Source organism: Mesorhizobium sp. M9A.F.Ca.ET.002.03.1.2, from assembly GCF_003952365.1.
GTDB lineage: Bacteria > Pseudomonadota > Alphaproteobacteria > Rhizobiales > Rhizobiaceae > Mesorhizobium.
This window is the reverse complement of sequence record NZ_CP034443.1, coordinates 3,889,355-3,903,941: the sequence shown is the minus strand read 5'-3', so window position 1 is coordinate 3,903,941 and position 14,587 is coordinate 3,889,355. Positions and strand designations below refer to the sequence as shown.

At 62.1% G+C, this 14,587-nt stretch carries 15 protein-coding genes; 12 read left to right on the top strand and 3 right to left on the bottom strand.

Annotated elements, in window-relative coordinates:
- Nucleotides 1–67: 67 nt before the first annotated feature.
- Nucleotides 68–1,180, top strand: a complete 1,113-nt coding sequence (locus tag EJ066_RS18680; RefSeq protein ID WP_126040461.1) for a pyridoxal phosphate-dependent aminotransferase — start codon at nt 68–70, stop codon at nt 1,178–1,180.
- Between the two features lie 50 nt (nt 1,181–1,230).
- Here EJ066_RS18680 and EJ066_RS18675 read toward each other — a convergent pair whose 3' ends face one another.
- The gene (locus EJ066_RS18675; RefSeq protein ID WP_245454939.1) at nt 1,231–1,713 is read right to left on the bottom strand and encodes a MarR family winged helix-turn-helix transcriptional regulator; all 483 of its coding nucleotides are present in this window, start codon (nt 1,711–1,713) and stop codon (nt 1,231–1,233) included.
- Between the two features lie 176 nt (nt 1,714–1,889).
- Here EJ066_RS18675 and EJ066_RS18670 point away from each other — a divergent pair, with 176 nt between their 5' ends.
- The 7 genes from EJ066_RS18670 to EJ066_RS18640 all read left to right on the top strand — a co-directional run bounded on the left by EJ066_RS18670 (nt 1,890) and on the right by EJ066_RS18640 (nt 9,514).
- Nucleotides 1,890–2,549 carry a TetR/AcrR family transcriptional regulator gene (locus EJ066_RS18670; RefSeq protein WP_126040457.1) on the top strand — a complete coding sequence of 220 codons (660 nt, stop codon included), beginning with the start codon at nt 1,890–1,892 and terminating at the stop codon, nt 2,547–2,549.
- 105 nt (nt 2,550–2,654) lie between these two features.
- Nucleotides 2,655–3,818 (top strand): isovaleryl-CoA dehydrogenase, encoded by a 1,164-nt coding sequence (locus EJ066_RS18665; RefSeq protein WP_126040455.1) that lies wholly within the window; start codon nt 2,655–2,657, stop codon nt 3,816–3,818.
- 175 nt (nt 3,819–3,993) lie between these two features.
- Nucleotides 3,994–4,821, top strand: coding sequence for a DUF1444 family protein (locus EJ066_RS18660; protein ID WP_189644306.1), 828 nt, complete (start codon nt 3,994–3,996; stop codon nt 4,819–4,821).
- 8 nt (nt 4,822–4,829) lie between these two features.
- Nucleotides 4,830–6,437, top strand: a complete 1,608-nt coding sequence (locus EJ066_RS18655) for a carboxyl transferase domain-containing protein (RefSeq protein ID WP_126040451.1) — start codon at nt 4,830–4,832, stop codon at nt 6,435–6,437.
- 1 nt (nt 6,438) lies between these two features.
- Nucleotides 6,439–6,981 carry an O-acetyl-ADP-ribose deacetylase gene (locus EJ066_RS18650; RefSeq protein WP_126040449.1) on the top strand — a complete coding sequence of 181 codons (543 nt, stop codon included), beginning with the start codon at nt 6,439–6,441 and terminating at the stop codon, nt 6,979–6,981.
- A 105-nt stretch (nt 6,982–7,086) separates the two neighbouring features.
- Nucleotides 7,087–7,464: a hypothetical protein gene (locus EJ066_RS18645; RefSeq protein ID WP_126040447.1), complete on the top strand. Its 378-nt coding sequence runs from the start codon at nt 7,087–7,089 to the stop codon at nt 7,462–7,464.
- Nucleotides 7,465–7,549: 85 nt separating this feature from the next.
- A complete protein-coding gene (locus tag EJ066_RS18640; protein WP_126040445.1) occupies nt 7,550–9,514 on the top strand; it encodes an acetyl/propionyl/methylcrotonyl-CoA carboxylase subunit alpha in 1,965 nt (654 codons plus the stop codon).
- A gap of 112 nt (nt 9,515–9,626) precedes the next feature.
- Here EJ066_RS18640 and EJ066_RS18635 read toward each other — a convergent pair whose 3' ends face one another.
- Nucleotides 9,627–10,748, bottom strand: coding sequence for a branched-chain amino acid ABC transporter substrate-binding protein (locus EJ066_RS18635; protein WP_126040443.1), 1,122 nt, complete (start codon nt 10,746–10,748; stop codon nt 9,627–9,629).
- A 446-nt stretch (nt 10,749–11,194) separates the two neighbouring features.
- A complete protein-coding gene (locus tag EJ066_RS18630) occupies nt 11,195–11,461 on the bottom strand; it encodes a sel1 repeat family protein (RefSeq protein ID WP_126040441.1) in 267 nt (88 codons plus the stop codon).
- Between the two features lie 483 nt (nt 11,462–11,944).
- Here EJ066_RS18630 and EJ066_RS18625 point away from each other — a divergent pair, with 483 nt between their 5' ends.
- The 4 genes from EJ066_RS18625 (at nt 11,945) to EJ066_RS18615 (ending at nt 14,575) form a co-directional block, all read left to right on the top strand.
- On the top strand, nt 11,945–12,289 hold the full coding sequence (locus EJ066_RS18625; RefSeq protein WP_126040439.1) for a DUF2147 domain-containing protein: 345 nt from the start codon (nt 11,945–11,947) through the stop codon (nt 12,287–12,289).
- Nucleotides 12,290–12,584: 295 nt separating this feature from the next.
- Nucleotides 12,585–12,737, top strand: a complete 153-nt coding sequence (locus tag EJ066_RS31455) for a hypothetical protein (protein ID WP_189644305.1) — start codon at nt 12,585–12,587, stop codon at nt 12,735–12,737.
- A gap of 32 nt (nt 12,738–12,769) precedes the next feature.
- A complete protein-coding gene (locus tag EJ066_RS18620) occupies nt 12,770–12,964 on the top strand; it encodes a hypothetical protein (protein ID WP_126040437.1) in 195 nt (64 codons plus the stop codon).
- A 150-nt stretch (nt 12,965–13,114) separates the two neighbouring features.
- Nucleotides 13,115–14,575 (top strand): AMP nucleosidase, encoded by a 1,461-nt coding sequence (locus tag EJ066_RS18615; RefSeq protein ID WP_245455219.1) that lies wholly within the window; start codon nt 13,115–13,117, stop codon nt 14,573–14,575.
- Nucleotides 14,576–14,587 lie beyond the last annotated feature (12 nt).

Below are 14,587 nucleotides of genomic sequence, written 5' to 3'. Positions count from 1 at the left end.
AGGCGGGAGCTTGCGCGGCCAATTGTGCCGCGCTAGCAAGAAGGCCCTTTTCGAACGAGCCTTTGCCATGCGCCAGCGCCCTCCCCTCACGCCGATCATCGGTGCGCTTCCCTCGACGGTGCCGTTTGTCGGCCCGGAGGCGCAGGAGCGTGATCGCGGCCGCGCGTTCCGCGCCCGCATCGGCGCCAATGAGAGCAGTTTCGGTCCCTCGCCGCGCGTCATCGCCCGCATGGCCGGCATCGCCCGCGACATGTGGATGTATTGCGACCCCGACAATCACGATCTGAAGGTGGCCGTTGCCGCACATCTCGGCGTCAGCGCCGAAAACGTGGTGGTCGGCGAAGGCATAGACGGGCTGCTCAGCCTGGTGGCGCGCATGTATGTGGCGCCTGGCGACGCGGTGGTCACCTCGCTGGGCGCCTATCCGACCTTCAATTTCCATATTGCCGGCGTCGGCGGCCGGCTGGTCGCGGTCGCTTATGAGAACGACCGGGAAAGCCTGGACGGCCTATTGGCTGCGGTCGCCAAGGAAAATGCGCCGCTGGTCTATCTGTCCAACCCGGACAATCCGATGGGAAGCTGGTGGGAGGCGGCCGAGCTCATCCGCTTCATCGAAGCCTTGCCGGAAACCACCATGCTGGTGCTCGATGAGGCGTATGGTGAGCTAGGCCCAGCCTCGGCGCTGCCGCCGATCGATGTCTCCAGGCCGAACGTCATCCGCATGCGCACCTTCTCGAAGGCCTACGGGCTGGCCGGCATACGCTGCGGCTATGCGGTGGCTGAGGCCCAAGTGATCCGCGATTTCGAGAAGATCCGCAACCATTACGGCGTCAGCCGCATGGCGCAGGTCGCCGGCGTCGAGGCGCTTGCCGATCAGGACTATCTCCAAAGCGTGGTGACGCGGGTCGCCGCCGGCCGCCGGCGCATCGCTGAAATAGCCGAAGCCAACGGGCTGAAGCCGCTGCCCTCGGCAACCAATTTCGTCACTATCGACTGCGGCCGCGACGGCGCCTTCGCGCTGAAGGTGCTGCAGGCGCTTTTGGCGCGCGATGTGTTCATCCGCAAGCCGATGGCGCCACGGCTCGACCGCTGCATCAGGGTCAGCGTCGGCCTCGACCACGAGTTGGATATCTTCGCCGAGGAACTGCCAGGCGCGCTGGCGGCGGCGCGGGGGAACTGAGGATCGCAAAGCCATCATTTCGGCAATGCGACTTATTTCCCCCTTCCACATCATCCCCCACCGAGCAGGCGCACGACTCGTTTCAAGGTGTCCGAAAGCTCGGCGGCTTCGTTGTCGGCCAGGCTGGCCGTCAGCCGGGTGAGATCGCGATCCACCGCCGCCTGAAGCGTGGCCAACTCCGAGTTTCCCCGAGCGGTCAGCGACAGGATGCGTCTTCGCCGGTCGTACGGGTCTGCGCGCAGTTCGGTCAGGCCCATGGCGGCAAATTTTCTGAGGATCCGCGTGAGATAGACGGGATCCAGCCGGAGTTCGCCGGCAATCGAGGACGCCGGTTGTGCGAGGTCGAGATGGAACGCCCGCGCAAGAAATCCTGCCTCCCCGCTCTGGTTGGCCGCGACGGCGCCCGCCCGGTGACCCACCTCGAACAGCACCCGCGCCTCGGTCAGCGTATAGGCGCTCTGCATCAAGGTCTCGTCGAGCAGCCCGATCAAACTGGTGTAAAACCTGTTGAAGTGGCGGATCTCGGTGACCATGGCACTCCGCTCATCCGGCATGTCAGGCTCCGTCCCAAGAGATTTCTACGCCGCAGGATCATCGCTACATTATTTGACTTAGTCAACCATTCGAAAGGGTCATTTATCGGAAGTGCATCTCGCTCTTGAATTAATTGAACGTTCGTTTTATTATCACGTTTCTCGATGAGGTGAGCATGGCGCGCACAACCGGTTCCGACGGGGAAAAGACCGAGGCAGCGGTCCGCGAGGCCGCGGTCGCCCTGATCGCGCGTCTCGGCTACGAGGCGATGTCGATGCGCCAGCTGGCCGCCGAGGTCGGGGTCCAGGCCGCCGCGCTCTACCGCTATTTTCCAACCAAGGAAGACCTCCTGTTCACGCTGATGCGCGAACACATGGAAGGGCTGATCGAGGCGTGGGACGCGGCGCGCCCCACTGGGGCCGATCCGGCGACGCGGCTTGCCGCCTATGTCGAAAACCACATTGCCTTCCACATCGAGCGCCGCCATTCCACCCATGTCTCGAACATGGAGCTGCGCAGCCTGTCGCATGACCGCCTGACGCAGATCCTCAAGCAGCGCACGGCCTATGAGAAGGAACTGCGCGCCATCCTGCGAGACGGTTCGGAAGCCGGCGCTTTCAGTGTCGACGATACCGGCCTCACTGCCATGGCGCTGATCCAGATGATGACCGGCGTCATCGTCTGGTTCCGGCCGGGTGAGCGACTATCGATCTCCGAGGTAACCGCCACATATCTTTCAATGACAATGCGCCTCGTTGGGGCAACCCATGGCGCGACAACGAGCTACAGCGCCGCGCGCCCCTTTGGACGCTCAAAGGACGCTGTAGCACTTTGATTTTGCGCATGATCCTCAGCCGACCGAGGGTCAGCGCAGTAAAGAGCGAGTTGGATATCGCTGACGCGAACCTTCGGTTCGGATCGTGCGGCGGGAGGAAACGGCATGTACACGCACACGCTCAATTTCGGGCTTGATGAAGACATCGAGGCGCTGCGCGACCTTGTGCAGCGCTTCGCCCAGGAAAAGATCGCGCCGATCGCCGCCGAGATCGACCGCTCGAACGAATTTCCGGCGCATCTGTGGGCCGAGCTCGGCGCGCTCGGCCTGCTCGGCATCACCGCCGATCCGGATTTCGGCGGCACCGGCATGGGCTATCTCGCCCATGTCGTCGCGATGGAGGAGATTTCGCGTGCCTCGGCCTCGGTCGGCCTCTCCTACGGCGCTCATTCCAATCTCTGCGTCAACCAGATCAATCGCTGGGCGACCCCGGCGCAGAAGGAAAAATATCTGCCGGCGCTCTGCACCGGCGAAAAGGTCGGCGCGCTGGCGATGTCGGAATCCGGGGCCGGCTCCGACGTCGTGTCGCTTAAACTGCGCGCTGAAAAGCGCAATGACCGCTATGTGCTCAACGGCACCAAGATGTGGATCACCAACGGCCCGGACGCCGAGACGCTGGTCGTCTATGCCAAGACCGATCCGGAGCTCCACTCGCGCGGCATCACCGCCTTCATCGTCGAAAAGGCTTTTGCCGGATTTTCCGTCGCGCAAAAACTCGACAAGCTCGGCATGCGCGGCTCGAACACCGGCGAACTGGTATTCGAGAACGTCGAGGTGCCGTTCGACAATGTGCTGCACGAGGAAGGGCGCGGCGTCGAAGTGCTGATGTCGGGCCTCGACTACGAGCGCGCCGTGCTCGCCGGCGGCCCGATCGGCCTGATGGCGGCATGCCTCGACGTGGCAATCCCCTATGTGCACGAGCGCAAGCAGTTCGGCCAGCCGATCGGCGAGTTCCAGCTGGTGCAGGGCAAGCTCGCCGACATGTATACGGTGATGAGCGCCGCGCGCGCCTATGTCTACGCCGTCGCCGCGGCCTGCGACCGCGGCCAGACGACGCGTAAGGACGCCGCCGGCTGTGTGCTGTTTGCCGCCGAGAAGGCGACGCTGATGGCGCTCGACGCCATCCAGCTGCTGGGCGGCAATGGCTATATCAACGACTATCCGACCGGCCGGCTTTTGCGCGACGCCAAGCTCTACGAGATCGGCGCCGGCACCAGCGAAATCCGCCGCTGGCTGATCGGGCGCGAGATCATGGCGGAGGGGACATGAAGCCTGGCAAGAAGATGCAGGCGCGTGCCAGACGTACCCGAGGACTGCGGATTGCTTGACACGTCAAATACCTATCTCATGGGAGGCTGTAGTTTTGCGAGTATTGAGAGACAAGCAGGGGCGATAGATGGTTCCGTCATCGGCGCATCCAGTCACAAGGCGGGGGATATTTGCGATGGCTTTGTTTTCCTCAATTGCGGGCTTTCTCGGGCACGCCGAGGCACAGAAGCAGCGCTTTCCAGACATTGCAGAATTCAGAGAGCTTGTAATTGCCGCCCTAAAACGGCAACCGGGCGTCGAGCGCGCCATAGCGGATCCATCGGACCCCGCAAAGATCAATACGAGAATTGGCGATACGGACGTAGCCTCGGACATTACAAACGTGTTCGGCTACTTGAACTCATATCCCGACGAAGACGCCGAAGCTGCCATTGACCGGTTTGTTCGAGCCTTGGCAGAAGCGCATCTCGCCAAGGCCGGCGAAAACAATCTTATCGCCGTGGTCCGGACCCATCAGTATGTCGATCAACTCAAATCGACGGGTATGGATTTGTTGTCGGAGCCATTGGTTGGCGAACTTGCAATCGTATATATGGCCGACCTTCCCAATTCACTGTCACCTGTTGCGCCAAAGGACTTCCCAGGCCGGACGCTTTCGGATTTGCGCGGCGTCGCGCTAGACAATGTGAAGAAATGGCTGCCAAAAATTGTCTCTGATGATGAACTCGGTATAGTTCATCTGTATTATGTCGACGGCAACACGATGCTGTCCTCAAGCCTTATTCTTCTCGACGAGTTCTGGCTTTCGATCCGACCTCAATTTCCCGGCGATGTTTTGTTTGCGCTGCCACGCCGGGATCAACTGTTCGTCTTCGATGCGGGCAATTCGCAGGCCCAAAGCGCGGCCAGACGAATGATAGACGTTACATTCGAGGACGGCTTCAATCTGCTGTCCGACAAAATTTTCGAACGTCGCAACGGCAAACTCTTGGCGCAGGTGTAGAGCTGGACATGACCACCCTCACCTCGCAGATCTCGCCCGCCTCCGACACCTTCCGCGCCAATGCCGAGCGCATGCGGGCGCTGGTCGCAGACATTGCGGAAAAGGCGGCAACCGTCGAGCGCGGCGGCTCGGAGGAAGCGCGTGAACGCCACCGGAGCCGCGGCAAGCTTTTGCCGCGCGAGCGCCTCGCCCAATTGCTCGACACCGGCTCGCCGTTCCTCGAAATCGGCCAGTTCGCCGCGTGGTCGATGTATGGCGAGGAGATTTCGGCGGCCGGCATCATCGCCGGGATCGGCCGCGTCGAAGGCACCGAAGTGATGGTCGTCGTCAACGACGCCACGGTGAAGGGCGGCACCTATTATCCGCTGACGGTGAAAAAGCATCTGCGCGCCCAGGAGATCGCGCTGCAGAACAAGCTGCCTTGCGTCTATCTGGTCGACAGCGGCGGCGCCAATTTGCCCAACCAGGACGAGGTGTTTCCCGACCGCGACCATTTCGGCCGCATCTTCTACAACCAGGCCAATATGTCGGCTGCAGGCATTCCGCAGATCGCCTGCGTCATGGGTTCGTGCACGGCGGGCGGCGCTTACGTGCCGGCGATGTCGGATGAGACGATCATGGTGCGCAACCAGGCGACCATCTTCCTTGGCGGCCCGCCGCTGGTGAAGGCCGCCACCGGCGAGGATGTCAGCGCGGAGGAACTGGGCGGCGCCGATGTGCATACGCGGCTTTCCGGCGTTGCCGACCACTATGCGCTGGACGACGAGCATGCGCTGGCGATCGCGCGCCGCATCGTCAAGAACCTGAATCGAAAGAAGCAGATCGGGCTGGCACTTCGCGACCCGATTCCGCCGCTTCATGCGGCGGATGAGCTCTACGGCATCGTGCCGACCGATTTGCGCCAGCCCTATGACGTGCGCGAAGTGATCGCCCGCATCGTCGACGGTTCCGAGTTCGACGAGTTCAAGCAGAATTACGGCACCACGCTGGTCGCCGGCTTTGCCCATCTTCAGGGCATGCCGGTCGGCATCATCGCCAACAACGGCGTGCTGTTCTCCGAAAGCGCACTGAAGGGCGCGCATTTCATCGAGCTGTGCTGCCAGCGCAAGATCCCGCTGGTCTTCCTGCAGAACATCACCGGTTTCATGGTGGGACGAAAATACGAGGCAGGCGGCATCGCCAAGGACGGCGCCAAGCTGGTGATGGCGGTCGCCACGGCTCGTGTGCCGAAGGTAACCATGATCATCGGCGGCTCGTTCGGCGCCGGCAATTACGGCATGTGCGGACGCGCCTATTCGCCCCGCTTCCTGTGGATGTGGCCGAATGCCCGCATTTCGGTGATGGGCGGCGAGCAGGCGGCCACCGTGCTGGCCGTCGTCAAGCGCGAGGGGATCGAGCGCAAAGGCGGAGAATGGAGCGCCGAGGAGGAGGCGAAATTCAAGAAGCCGATCCTGATGAAATACGAGCATGAGGGCCACCCGCTCTATTCCTCAGCGCGACTCTGGGACGACGGCATCATCGACCCGGCCAAAACGCGTGAGGTGCTGGCGCTCAGCTTGTCAGCCGCGCTCAATGCTGAGGTCGAAGAGACGCGATTCGGCGTGTTCAGGATGTGAGATGAGCGAAATCGATCAGAGGATTCGCCTTCACATCGGCGACATCACGAAGCTGGTGGTCGATGCCATCGTCAACGCCGCCAACACCTCGCTGCTCGGCGGCGGTGGTGTCGATGGCGCCATTCACCGGGCGGCCGGCCCCGAACTTGAGTTCGAATGCCGGATGCTGAATGGCTGCAAGGTCGGCGACGCAAAACTCACCAAGGGCTACAGACTGCCGGCACGCCACATCATCCACACAGTCGGCCCCGTCTGGCAAGGCGGTGATAAAGACGAAGCGGAGCTGCTCGCTTCCTGTTATCGCCGGTCGCTCGAACTCGCCGCCGCCAAGGATTGCCGGACAGTGGCATTTCCGGCGATCTCGACCGGTGTATACCGATATCCAAAGGACCAGGCGACGCAGATCGCCGTCGGCACCGTGAGCGCCTTTATCGGCCAGAACGCGGTTCCGGAAACCGTCGTTTTCTGCTGCTTCGACCAGCAGATGGCGGAACTATATCAACAGGCGTTACTGCGCCTGGCGGAGCGTGGTCCGCACCGATGAGAGAGCCCATCCACACCTTTCAGACTCATTTTCAATCATTGAACTGGCCACACGGAAAAATTGCGTCTATTGCTCCTTGTAAATACCAATGGGGATTGGGCGAAGATGAGACTGCAACTTTTTCAGAAAACAACTGTGTCTGTACTTGCGGGACTGCTTATATTAGCTGTCCCAGGCATCGGCGCGGCGGAATCACTGGCGGGGAACAAGGGCGACAGCCGTTTCGCAGTCCATTTTCCGCCGGGTTCGACGGGAGACTGCCCGAAGGCCTACAAAGCCTATGTGGCGGCCAGCGGGCATTCCGCCTATGCAACGACCTTCTATTCGCGCGTGGTCGATTTGTACGTCATTTGCAGCGCGCGGCTGAACGCGCCCTCCAAGAAGGCCGCGGAAGATCTGGCCCTGCAGTCCTGTCAGGCCGGCGTCAAAAAGTACAAGGTCAAGACCGCAAGCGGGGGCTGCGGTATAGCCGCCTCGAAATAGACGGGCGCCTGCCAGTTAGGCGGGACAGCGGGAGCGCGAAGAAACAACCACGTCGTCCGTCGCAAACCCTGGCTGCGGAGGCTGTATGTTCGCCAAGATCCTGATCGCCAATCGCGGTGAGATTGCTTGCCGGGTGATCCGCACGGCACGCAAATTGGGTGTGCGCACGGTCGCCGTCTATTCCGACGCCGACGCCGGGGCCTTGCATGTCGAGATGGCTGACGAGGCGGTGTATATTGGCGCCTCGCCTGTCGGCGAAAGCTATCTGCGCGGCGACAAGATCGTCGCCGCGGCTTTGGCAACAGGCGCGGAAGCCATCCATCCCGGCTACGGTTTTCTGTCGGAAAACCCTGATTTCGTCGACCAGGTGACAGCGGCGGGGCTCGTCTTCATCGGCCCGTCGGCCGCCTCGATCCGCGCCATGGGCCTGAAGGACGCGGCCAAGCGGCTGATGGAGAAGGCCGGCGTGCCGGTCGTGCCGGGCTATCACGGCGAGGCGCAGGAGATCGTGCTGCTCGCCTCCAAGGCACGCGAGATTGGCTATCCCGTACTGATCAAGGCGCGCGCCGGCGGCGGTGGCAAGGGCATGCGGCGCGTCGACCATCCCGACGACTTTTCCGAGGCGCTGTCGGGGGCGCGGCGCGAGGCGAAGGCCGCTTTTGGCGACGACCGCGTGCTGGTCGAGAAATATATCGACAAGCCGCGCCACATCGAGGTTCAGGTGTTCGGCGACAATGTCGGCAATGTCGTGCATCTCTACGAACGCGACTGCTCGGCGCAGCGCCGCCACCAGAAGGTGATCGAGGAAGCCCCCGCCCCCGGCATGACGCCGGCATTACGCAAGGCGATGACGGAGGCGGCGGTGAAGGCCGCCAAGGCGATCCACTATTGCGGCGCCGGCACGATCGAGTTCATCGTCGATGCCTCGCAAGGGCTGAAGGCCGACCGCTTCTGGTTTATGGAAATGAACACCCGCCTGCAGGTCGAGCACCCCGTCACCGAAATGGTCACCGGCATCGACCTGGTCGAATGGCAATTGCGGGTGGCCTCCGGCGAAAAGCTGCCGAAGACGCAGAGCGAAATTGCGCTCTCCGGCCACGCCTTCGAGGCGCGCATCTATGCCGAGGACGCGGCAAAGGGTTTTTTGCCGGCGACGGGCACGCTGCATCACCTGCAGTTTCCGGATAGCGGGCCCGAGGGCGCCAGCATGCGGATCGAGACCGGCGTGCGGGCTGGTGATGCCATCTCGCCCTTCTACGACCCGATGATCGCCAAGCTGGTCGTGCATGGCAAGGACAGGCAGGCGGCGCTCGAGGCGCTGCGCGCAGCCCTTTCGCAGACCGAGATCGCCGGCTCGACCGTTAACACCGCCTTTCTCGCTGCGCTTGCCGCTGACGCGGATTTTTCGGCAGGCGATGTCGATACCGGTCTGATCGGCAGGCATCAGCAAGCGTTGACCGCGGTCCCGCCACCGAGCAACGAGACCGTCGCCGCAGCCGCGCTTGCGGCATCCGGCGCCGGGGTTCGGGCGCCGTCCGACGACCCATGGTCGTCGCTTGCCGGCTATGCGCATTTCCACGCGACCGCGCGGCGCACGCGGCTGCGTTACGGCGAGGAGGACATTCTCGCGCTTGTGTCGGTACGGCCGGATGGCCGCTTCCAAGTGGCGCTGGACGCACCTTATGACGGCGCCAATCCGCATGATCTTCGCGTCGCCCCTCGCCTCGCCCGCTGGCCAGGCCACGTCACCGTGTTCGAAGGCGCCGTCGGTTACAATTTCGCCGTGCCCGATCCGCTGGCGAGAGCCGACGAAATCGCCGCCGGCTCAGATAGCCTGCGCGCGCCAATGCCGGGTCTGGTCAAGCAGGTGCGCGTGGCGAGAGGCGAGGCCGTCATCAAGGGGCAGCCGCTGCTGATCCTGGAAGCGATGAAGATGGAACACACGATTTCCGCCACCCATGACGGGACGATCGCCGAGATCGCGGCCGAAGGCGCGCAGGTCACCGACGGGACGGTGCTGGTGCGTTTTGCCGAGGAAGCCCGCGGCTGAACGCCGTTCCTTCATCGGCAAGGCGATGTCGAAAACACCACAAACGCATGCCAAAACGAAAATGGCCGGGTCCGCCCCGGCCATCTCCTGATGTCGCCTGGCGACCCAGCTATTACGGCTGGATCGGCGCGTATTTGCCGTCGTGCCACTGGTTGATGTCGTAGCTGGCGTTCTTGAGATCACCTTTCTCGTCGAAGGTGACCGAGCCGACGACGGTGCTGATCGGCTCGCCGTTCTTCAAAGCCTCGGCAACCTTGGCCGGATCGTCGGTGCCGGCGCGCTTGATGCCCTCGGCAAAGGTCTGGATCACGGCATAGGAGAACAGCGTGAAGCCCTCGGGCACGAACCCCCCCGCCTTGATCTTTTCGATCGCTTCCTTGGCTTCCGGCTTCGCCTGCGGGTCCGACGGGAAGACGAACATGGTGCCTTCGCCGGCCGGGCCGGCGACCTGCCAGAATTCCGGCGTGGCAATCGAGTCCGGCATGATCAGCTGATACTTCAGGTTCTGTTCCGCCGACTGGCGCAGGATGAGGCCGGCTTCGGGGTGGTAGCCGCCGAAATAGACGACGTCAGCCTTCAGGTCCTTGAGCTTGGTGACAAGTGCTGCGTAGTCCTTTTCACCGGCGTTGATGCCCTCGTAAAGGATCTCGTTGAGACCGTTCTGGTTCATCGTTGCCTTGACGGCGTCGGCGACGCCCTGCCCATAGGCGCTCTTGTCGTGCATGATGACGACGTTCTTGCCGGCATATTTCTTGGCGATCCATGGACCGATGAAAGCGCCCTGCGCATCGTCGCGCGTATAGAGGCGCATGATCGTCGGCCAGCCGGCCTTCGCCGCCGCGTCGGTCAACACCGGGTTGGACGAGGCCGGGCTCATCATCATCGCGCCGGCTTCGGCGTAGACTGCTGAGGCCGGGATGCTCGAACCGGAACAGGCATGGCCATCGATGAACTTGACGCCGTTGGCAATAATGCGGTTGGCGACCGAAACCGCCTGTTTCGGATCGCACTGATCATCCTGGACGTCGAGCTTGATCTGGCGGCCTTCGACACCGCCGGCCGCGTTGATCGCGTCGGCGGCGGCTTGCGCGCCTTGCTTGAACTGGTCGCCGATGGTGGCAAGCTGACCGGTCATCGGTCCGACCACCGAAAAGGTGATGTCGTCGGCGAAGGCGACCGGCGCGCTCATCACAAGGCCAACTATGGCCGCGCTCAAAATACCCAATCTTTTCATGGCGATACAACTCCTCCACTCTCGCGCGGCCGCCCCGGCCGCGCCTCTTCCTGAGTGGGGGAGAATCTCACCCTTCGCCAAGCCTGTCTAGGCGCATCGGCGGCGCTCGATTGGGCCTGCAATGTTTCTGTTTGACCATGATCTCTTCCAAAACCACTTTTTGGGATCATGGTCTGAAAACGCAAAAAAACCGCGCCAGCCTTGTTCCGGCCGGTCGCGGCTTTTGTCGGTCGAACCAGCCCCGAACACTCCCGCGCCCGAAAACCGCTCGCCTTCCCTGTCCGTCGCACAGCTTGGCCGTATCCGGCCAGCCGCGTTCTTGTCATTGTTGTTACGACCGTCTTGCGCGGCCTTGTTCTTGCCGGTCCGGCCGTCTTGCGCGGCCTTGACCTGAAGCGTCCCTGTCGGTGATCTCGGTGCCTGATGAACTCAAAGGCCCCATGAACTCAGTGCATCGTCATCCATTCGCGGGCTTCGCGCAACGCCCTGGCGATCTCGACCTTCGACATGGCGGCCGACAATTCCGAGCGCAGTTCCGCGGCGCGGACAGAGCCCTTGATCGCAGCGATGTTGAACCATTTGTGGGCGGCGACGACATCGGTCTCGCAATCGCGGCCGGTCGCATACATCATGCCCAGTTCGAAAAGAATGTCGGCCTGGGCAATTGCCCCCATGGCGCCGAAGCCGGCTTCAGGCATTTCAAAACGTGCCATTTCAATCCCCTGTTCTAGCCCCTGTCAGGCTCCCGAGAGCCGCCTCCTTCTGTCCCCCGGTATCCGTTGATATCCCTTGGGGTGGCCGCTCTTTCGATGCTTTCGAGAATGACGCGGAGGCTTGAATCTGTCGTTAAATGGCGTGCTTAATTTGAGGAAAACAAAGCTAAAACAAGAGGTAAACGCGGAAATTCGTTAAGGATACAAAGCCAGCAATTTCGCCGGTTCGCGCTCAATTTGACGAAAATTGGCGAAGCGCGGATCAAGACTCCGCTAACCAAGGGAGACAGAGACGGAGTTGCGATCGTTTCATTTCCGGTAGACGGGACCGCTTCAGGCGGTCAAAATCCTGACGTCCAAAAACCTGAAGTCTTCCGCAGCGGCACCGCTTTTGTTTTGCCGGGACGTGGATTAGCTACGTTTGCGTAAAGGGCAGACCGGTGGGGCGGAACATCCGACCGGAAGCCCGCAGGGAGGAAAAACATGGTTCGCAAATTCAGCATGGCCCTTGCGGCCACATTGATCATGGCCGGCGCGGCTTGGGCCGACCCGATCGAAGGCAACTGGAAAACGCAAGCCGGCTCGACAGCCGCTATCGCGGGCGGCGGCGGTGGATTTTCCATCACGCTCAAATCCGGCAAATTTGCCGGCAAGCGCATCGGCTCGTTCAAGGTGTCCGGCGACAACAAATATACGGGCACCATAACCGATCCGGAAACTGACAAGACCTATTCGGGCAAGGCCTCTGTCTCGGGCGCTTCGCTCAAGATGAGCGGCTGCGTGCTTGGCGGGCTGATCTGCAAGAGCCAGACCTGGCATAAGCTCTGATCGTTTTTCCTGCCACAGATTGGAATGAAAACGGGGCCGCGAAGGCCCCTTTTTTCGCCGCCTATCTGGGACAAGATAGGTGTGCGAGCCGGGCGCCTTCTGCGCCCAACAGCAATTTTCTTGCGCGTCTACGTTGCAGCAAGGTTGCAGGTCGTCGGCCAGATCAGGGCGACGCCGGTGGCCGGCGGGCACTCTGCACTCCGTCAATCAATTTGAACCGCAGATGAACGCCGGCATCAGAGCCGGTTCAGTTGTATCAGGGCATTCTCATGCGTGTTGAAGGAGACACCACGCAATGCTTGCCCGCCGCTTCACCATCGTCTGCCTGCTGCTGAGCCTGTTCGGCATGTTGTTCGCCATCCTCGTCGCCGAGGCCGGGCGCCCGGCCCGCGCCCGGGACGTGGCCAGTTCCTGCCAGTTCGATTGCCTGAACCATTTTCGCCCCTGAACCGACAAACACCTAGAAAGAAGAAACACACCATGAACCGCATCGTCGCCAGCGCCCTCAAGACCCTTCGGCTTGTGCCGCGGGCGACGCTCATCCTGATGGTTCTTGCCGCGCCGGTTCTGGCCGTACCCACGATGCGCGCCGATGCGGGTTCGACGATCGAAGCGCCGGCGTTGAGGAAGAACGGCGTCGGCTTTGTGCTGCTGGTCAGCCTGCGGCGCGGTTAGCGTCAATCGATCCGTCATCGAAACCATTCAATAAGAAAAACGACGTTTTGACCGCCTTTGGGCCGGCATGCCCCTCCCAACCGCATGGCCAAGCCTCTATATTGGGTCATGGAAAAGCGAATCTATCCCCAAGCCATCGAATCGGTCGTGATGCCGGGGCCGTTTGGCCGGCAGAGTTTCAATGACGCCGAAAAGGCCGTCGCGGCCTTGCAGGTCCTTTACGATCGCAACACCAAATTCCTGCGCGATTCGTTCACGGCGCTCGCCGCAGGCAGCGACAACAACAAGCGCTACCGGGCCTTCTATCCCGAGATCGGCGTCACCACGAGTTCGTTCACCCAGATCGACTCGCGGCAGGCCTACGGCCATATGCCGACGCCTGGGCATTTCTCCACCACCATCACCCAGCCTGCCCTTTTCGAACGCTATCTCATCGAACAGCTTCGGCTGATCATGCGCAATCACGGCGTTCCGGTCACCGTTTCGGAATCGACGACGCCTATCCCGCTGCATTTCGCGTTCCTGGAAGGCTCCCATGTCGACGGCGCGGCCGCCGAACGCATCAGGCGGCCGATCCGCGACCTGTTCGACGTGCCGGACCTCGACGGCACCGACGACCAGATCGCCAACGGCACGTTCGAAGTGGCGTTAGGCGAAGCCAGGCCGCTGGCGGCGTTCACGGCGCAGCGCATCGACTACTCGCTGCACCGGATGTCGCACTACACGGCCACCAGTCCCCAGCATTTCCAGAACTTCGTGCTGTTCACCAACTATCAGTTCTACATCGATGAATTCGTCGCCCGTGCGCACGAGCTGATGGCGAATGGCGGCGGCGGATACGTCGAATTCGTCGAGCCGGGAAACGTCGTCACCAAGGCTGGACAAAGCGCGCCTGACGATGGCGCGGCGGCGCGGCGCCTGCCGCAGATGCCGGCCTATCATCTGAAGAAGCCGAACCATGGCGGCATCACCATGGTCAATATCGGCGTCGGCCCTTCCAATGCCAAGACGATCACCGACCATATTGCCGTGCTAAGGCCGCATGCGTGGGTGATGCTCGGCCATTGCGCCGGGCTGCGCAACACCCAAGCGCTCGGCGACTATGTGCTGGCGCACGCCTATGTGCGGGAAGACCATGTTCTGGACGACGATCTTCCGGTCTGGGTGCCGATCCCGCCGCTGGCCGAAATCCAGGTGGCGCTGCAGGAGGCTGTCGCCGAAATCACCGGCCTTTCCGGCTACGACCTCAAGCGTATCATGCGCACCGGCACCGTCGCCACGATCGACAACCGCAACTGGGAACTGCGCGACCAGCGCGGGCCGGTGCAGCGGCTGTCGCAGTCACGGGCGATCGCGCTCGATATGGAATCGGCGACGATCGCAGCCAACGGCTTCCGTTTCCGCGTGCCCTATGGCACGCTGCTTTGCGTCTCCGACAAGCCCCTGCATGGCGAATTGAAGTTGCCCGGCATGGCGACCGAGTTCTACAAGCGGCAAGTGGCGCAGCACTTGAAGATCGGCATCAGGGCGATGGAGAAGCTGGCCGAGATGCCGATGGAGCGGCTGCATTCGCGCAAGCTCAGGAGCTTTTCGGAGACGGCGTTCCAGTAGCACCGATCGGCC

Excerpts from the sequence above, each read along its gene's own strand:
- EJ066_RS18630 (WP_126040441.1), bottom strand. The coding sequence starts at position 11,461 with ATGGCACGTTTTGAAATGCCTGAAGCCGGCTTCGGCGCCATGGGGGCA.
- EJ066_RS18650 (WP_126040449.1), top strand. The coding sequence starts at position 6,439 with ATGAGCGAAATCGATCAGAGGATTCGCCTTCACATCGGCGACATCACG.
- EJ066_RS18640 (WP_126040445.1), top strand. The coding sequence starts at position 7,550 with ATGTTCGCCAAGATCCTGATCGCCAATCGCGGTGAGATTGCTTGCCGG.
- EJ066_RS18615 (WP_245455219.1), top strand. The coding sequence starts at position 13,115 with ATGCCGGGGCCGTTTGGCCGGCAGAGTTTCAATGACGCCGAAAAGGCC.
- EJ066_RS18670 (WP_126040457.1), top strand. The coding sequence starts at position 1,890 with ATGGCGCGCACAACCGGTTCCGACGGGGAAAAGACCGAGGCAGCGGTC.
- EJ066_RS18625 (WP_126040439.1), top strand. The coding sequence starts at position 11,945 with ATGGTTCGCAAATTCAGCATGGCCCTTGCGGCCACATTGATCATGGCC.
- EJ066_RS18675 (WP_245454939.1), bottom strand. The coding sequence starts at position 1,713 with ATGGTCACCGAGATCCGCCACTTCAACAGGTTTTACACCAGTTTGATC.
- EJ066_RS18645 (WP_126040447.1), top strand. The coding sequence starts at position 7,087 with ATGAGACTGCAACTTTTTCAGAAAACAACTGTGTCTGTACTTGCGGGA.
- EJ066_RS18665 (WP_126040455.1), top strand. The coding sequence starts at position 2,655 with ATGTACACGCACACGCTCAATTTCGGGCTTGATGAAGACATCGAGGCG.
- EJ066_RS18680 (WP_126040461.1), top strand. The coding sequence starts at position 68 with ATGCGCCAGCGCCCTCCCCTCACGCCGATCATCGGTGCGCTTCCCTCG.
- EJ066_RS18620 (WP_126040437.1), top strand. The coding sequence starts at position 12,770 with ATGAACCGCATCGTCGCCAGCGCCCTCAAGACCCTTCGGCTTGTGCCG.
- EJ066_RS18635 (WP_126040443.1), bottom strand. The coding sequence starts at position 10,748 with ATGAAAAGATTGGGTATTTTGAGCGCGGCCATAGTTGGCCTTGTGATG.
- EJ066_RS18655 (WP_126040451.1), top strand. The coding sequence starts at position 4,830 with ATGACCACCCTCACCTCGCAGATCTCGCCCGCCTCCGACACCTTCCGC.
- EJ066_RS18660 (WP_189644306.1), top strand. The coding sequence starts at position 3,994 with ATGGCTTTGTTTTCCTCAATTGCGGGCTTTCTCGGGCACGCCGAGGCA.
- EJ066_RS31455 (WP_189644305.1), top strand. The coding sequence starts at position 12,585 with ATGCTTGCCCGCCGCTTCACCATCGTCTGCCTGCTGCTGAGCCTGTTC.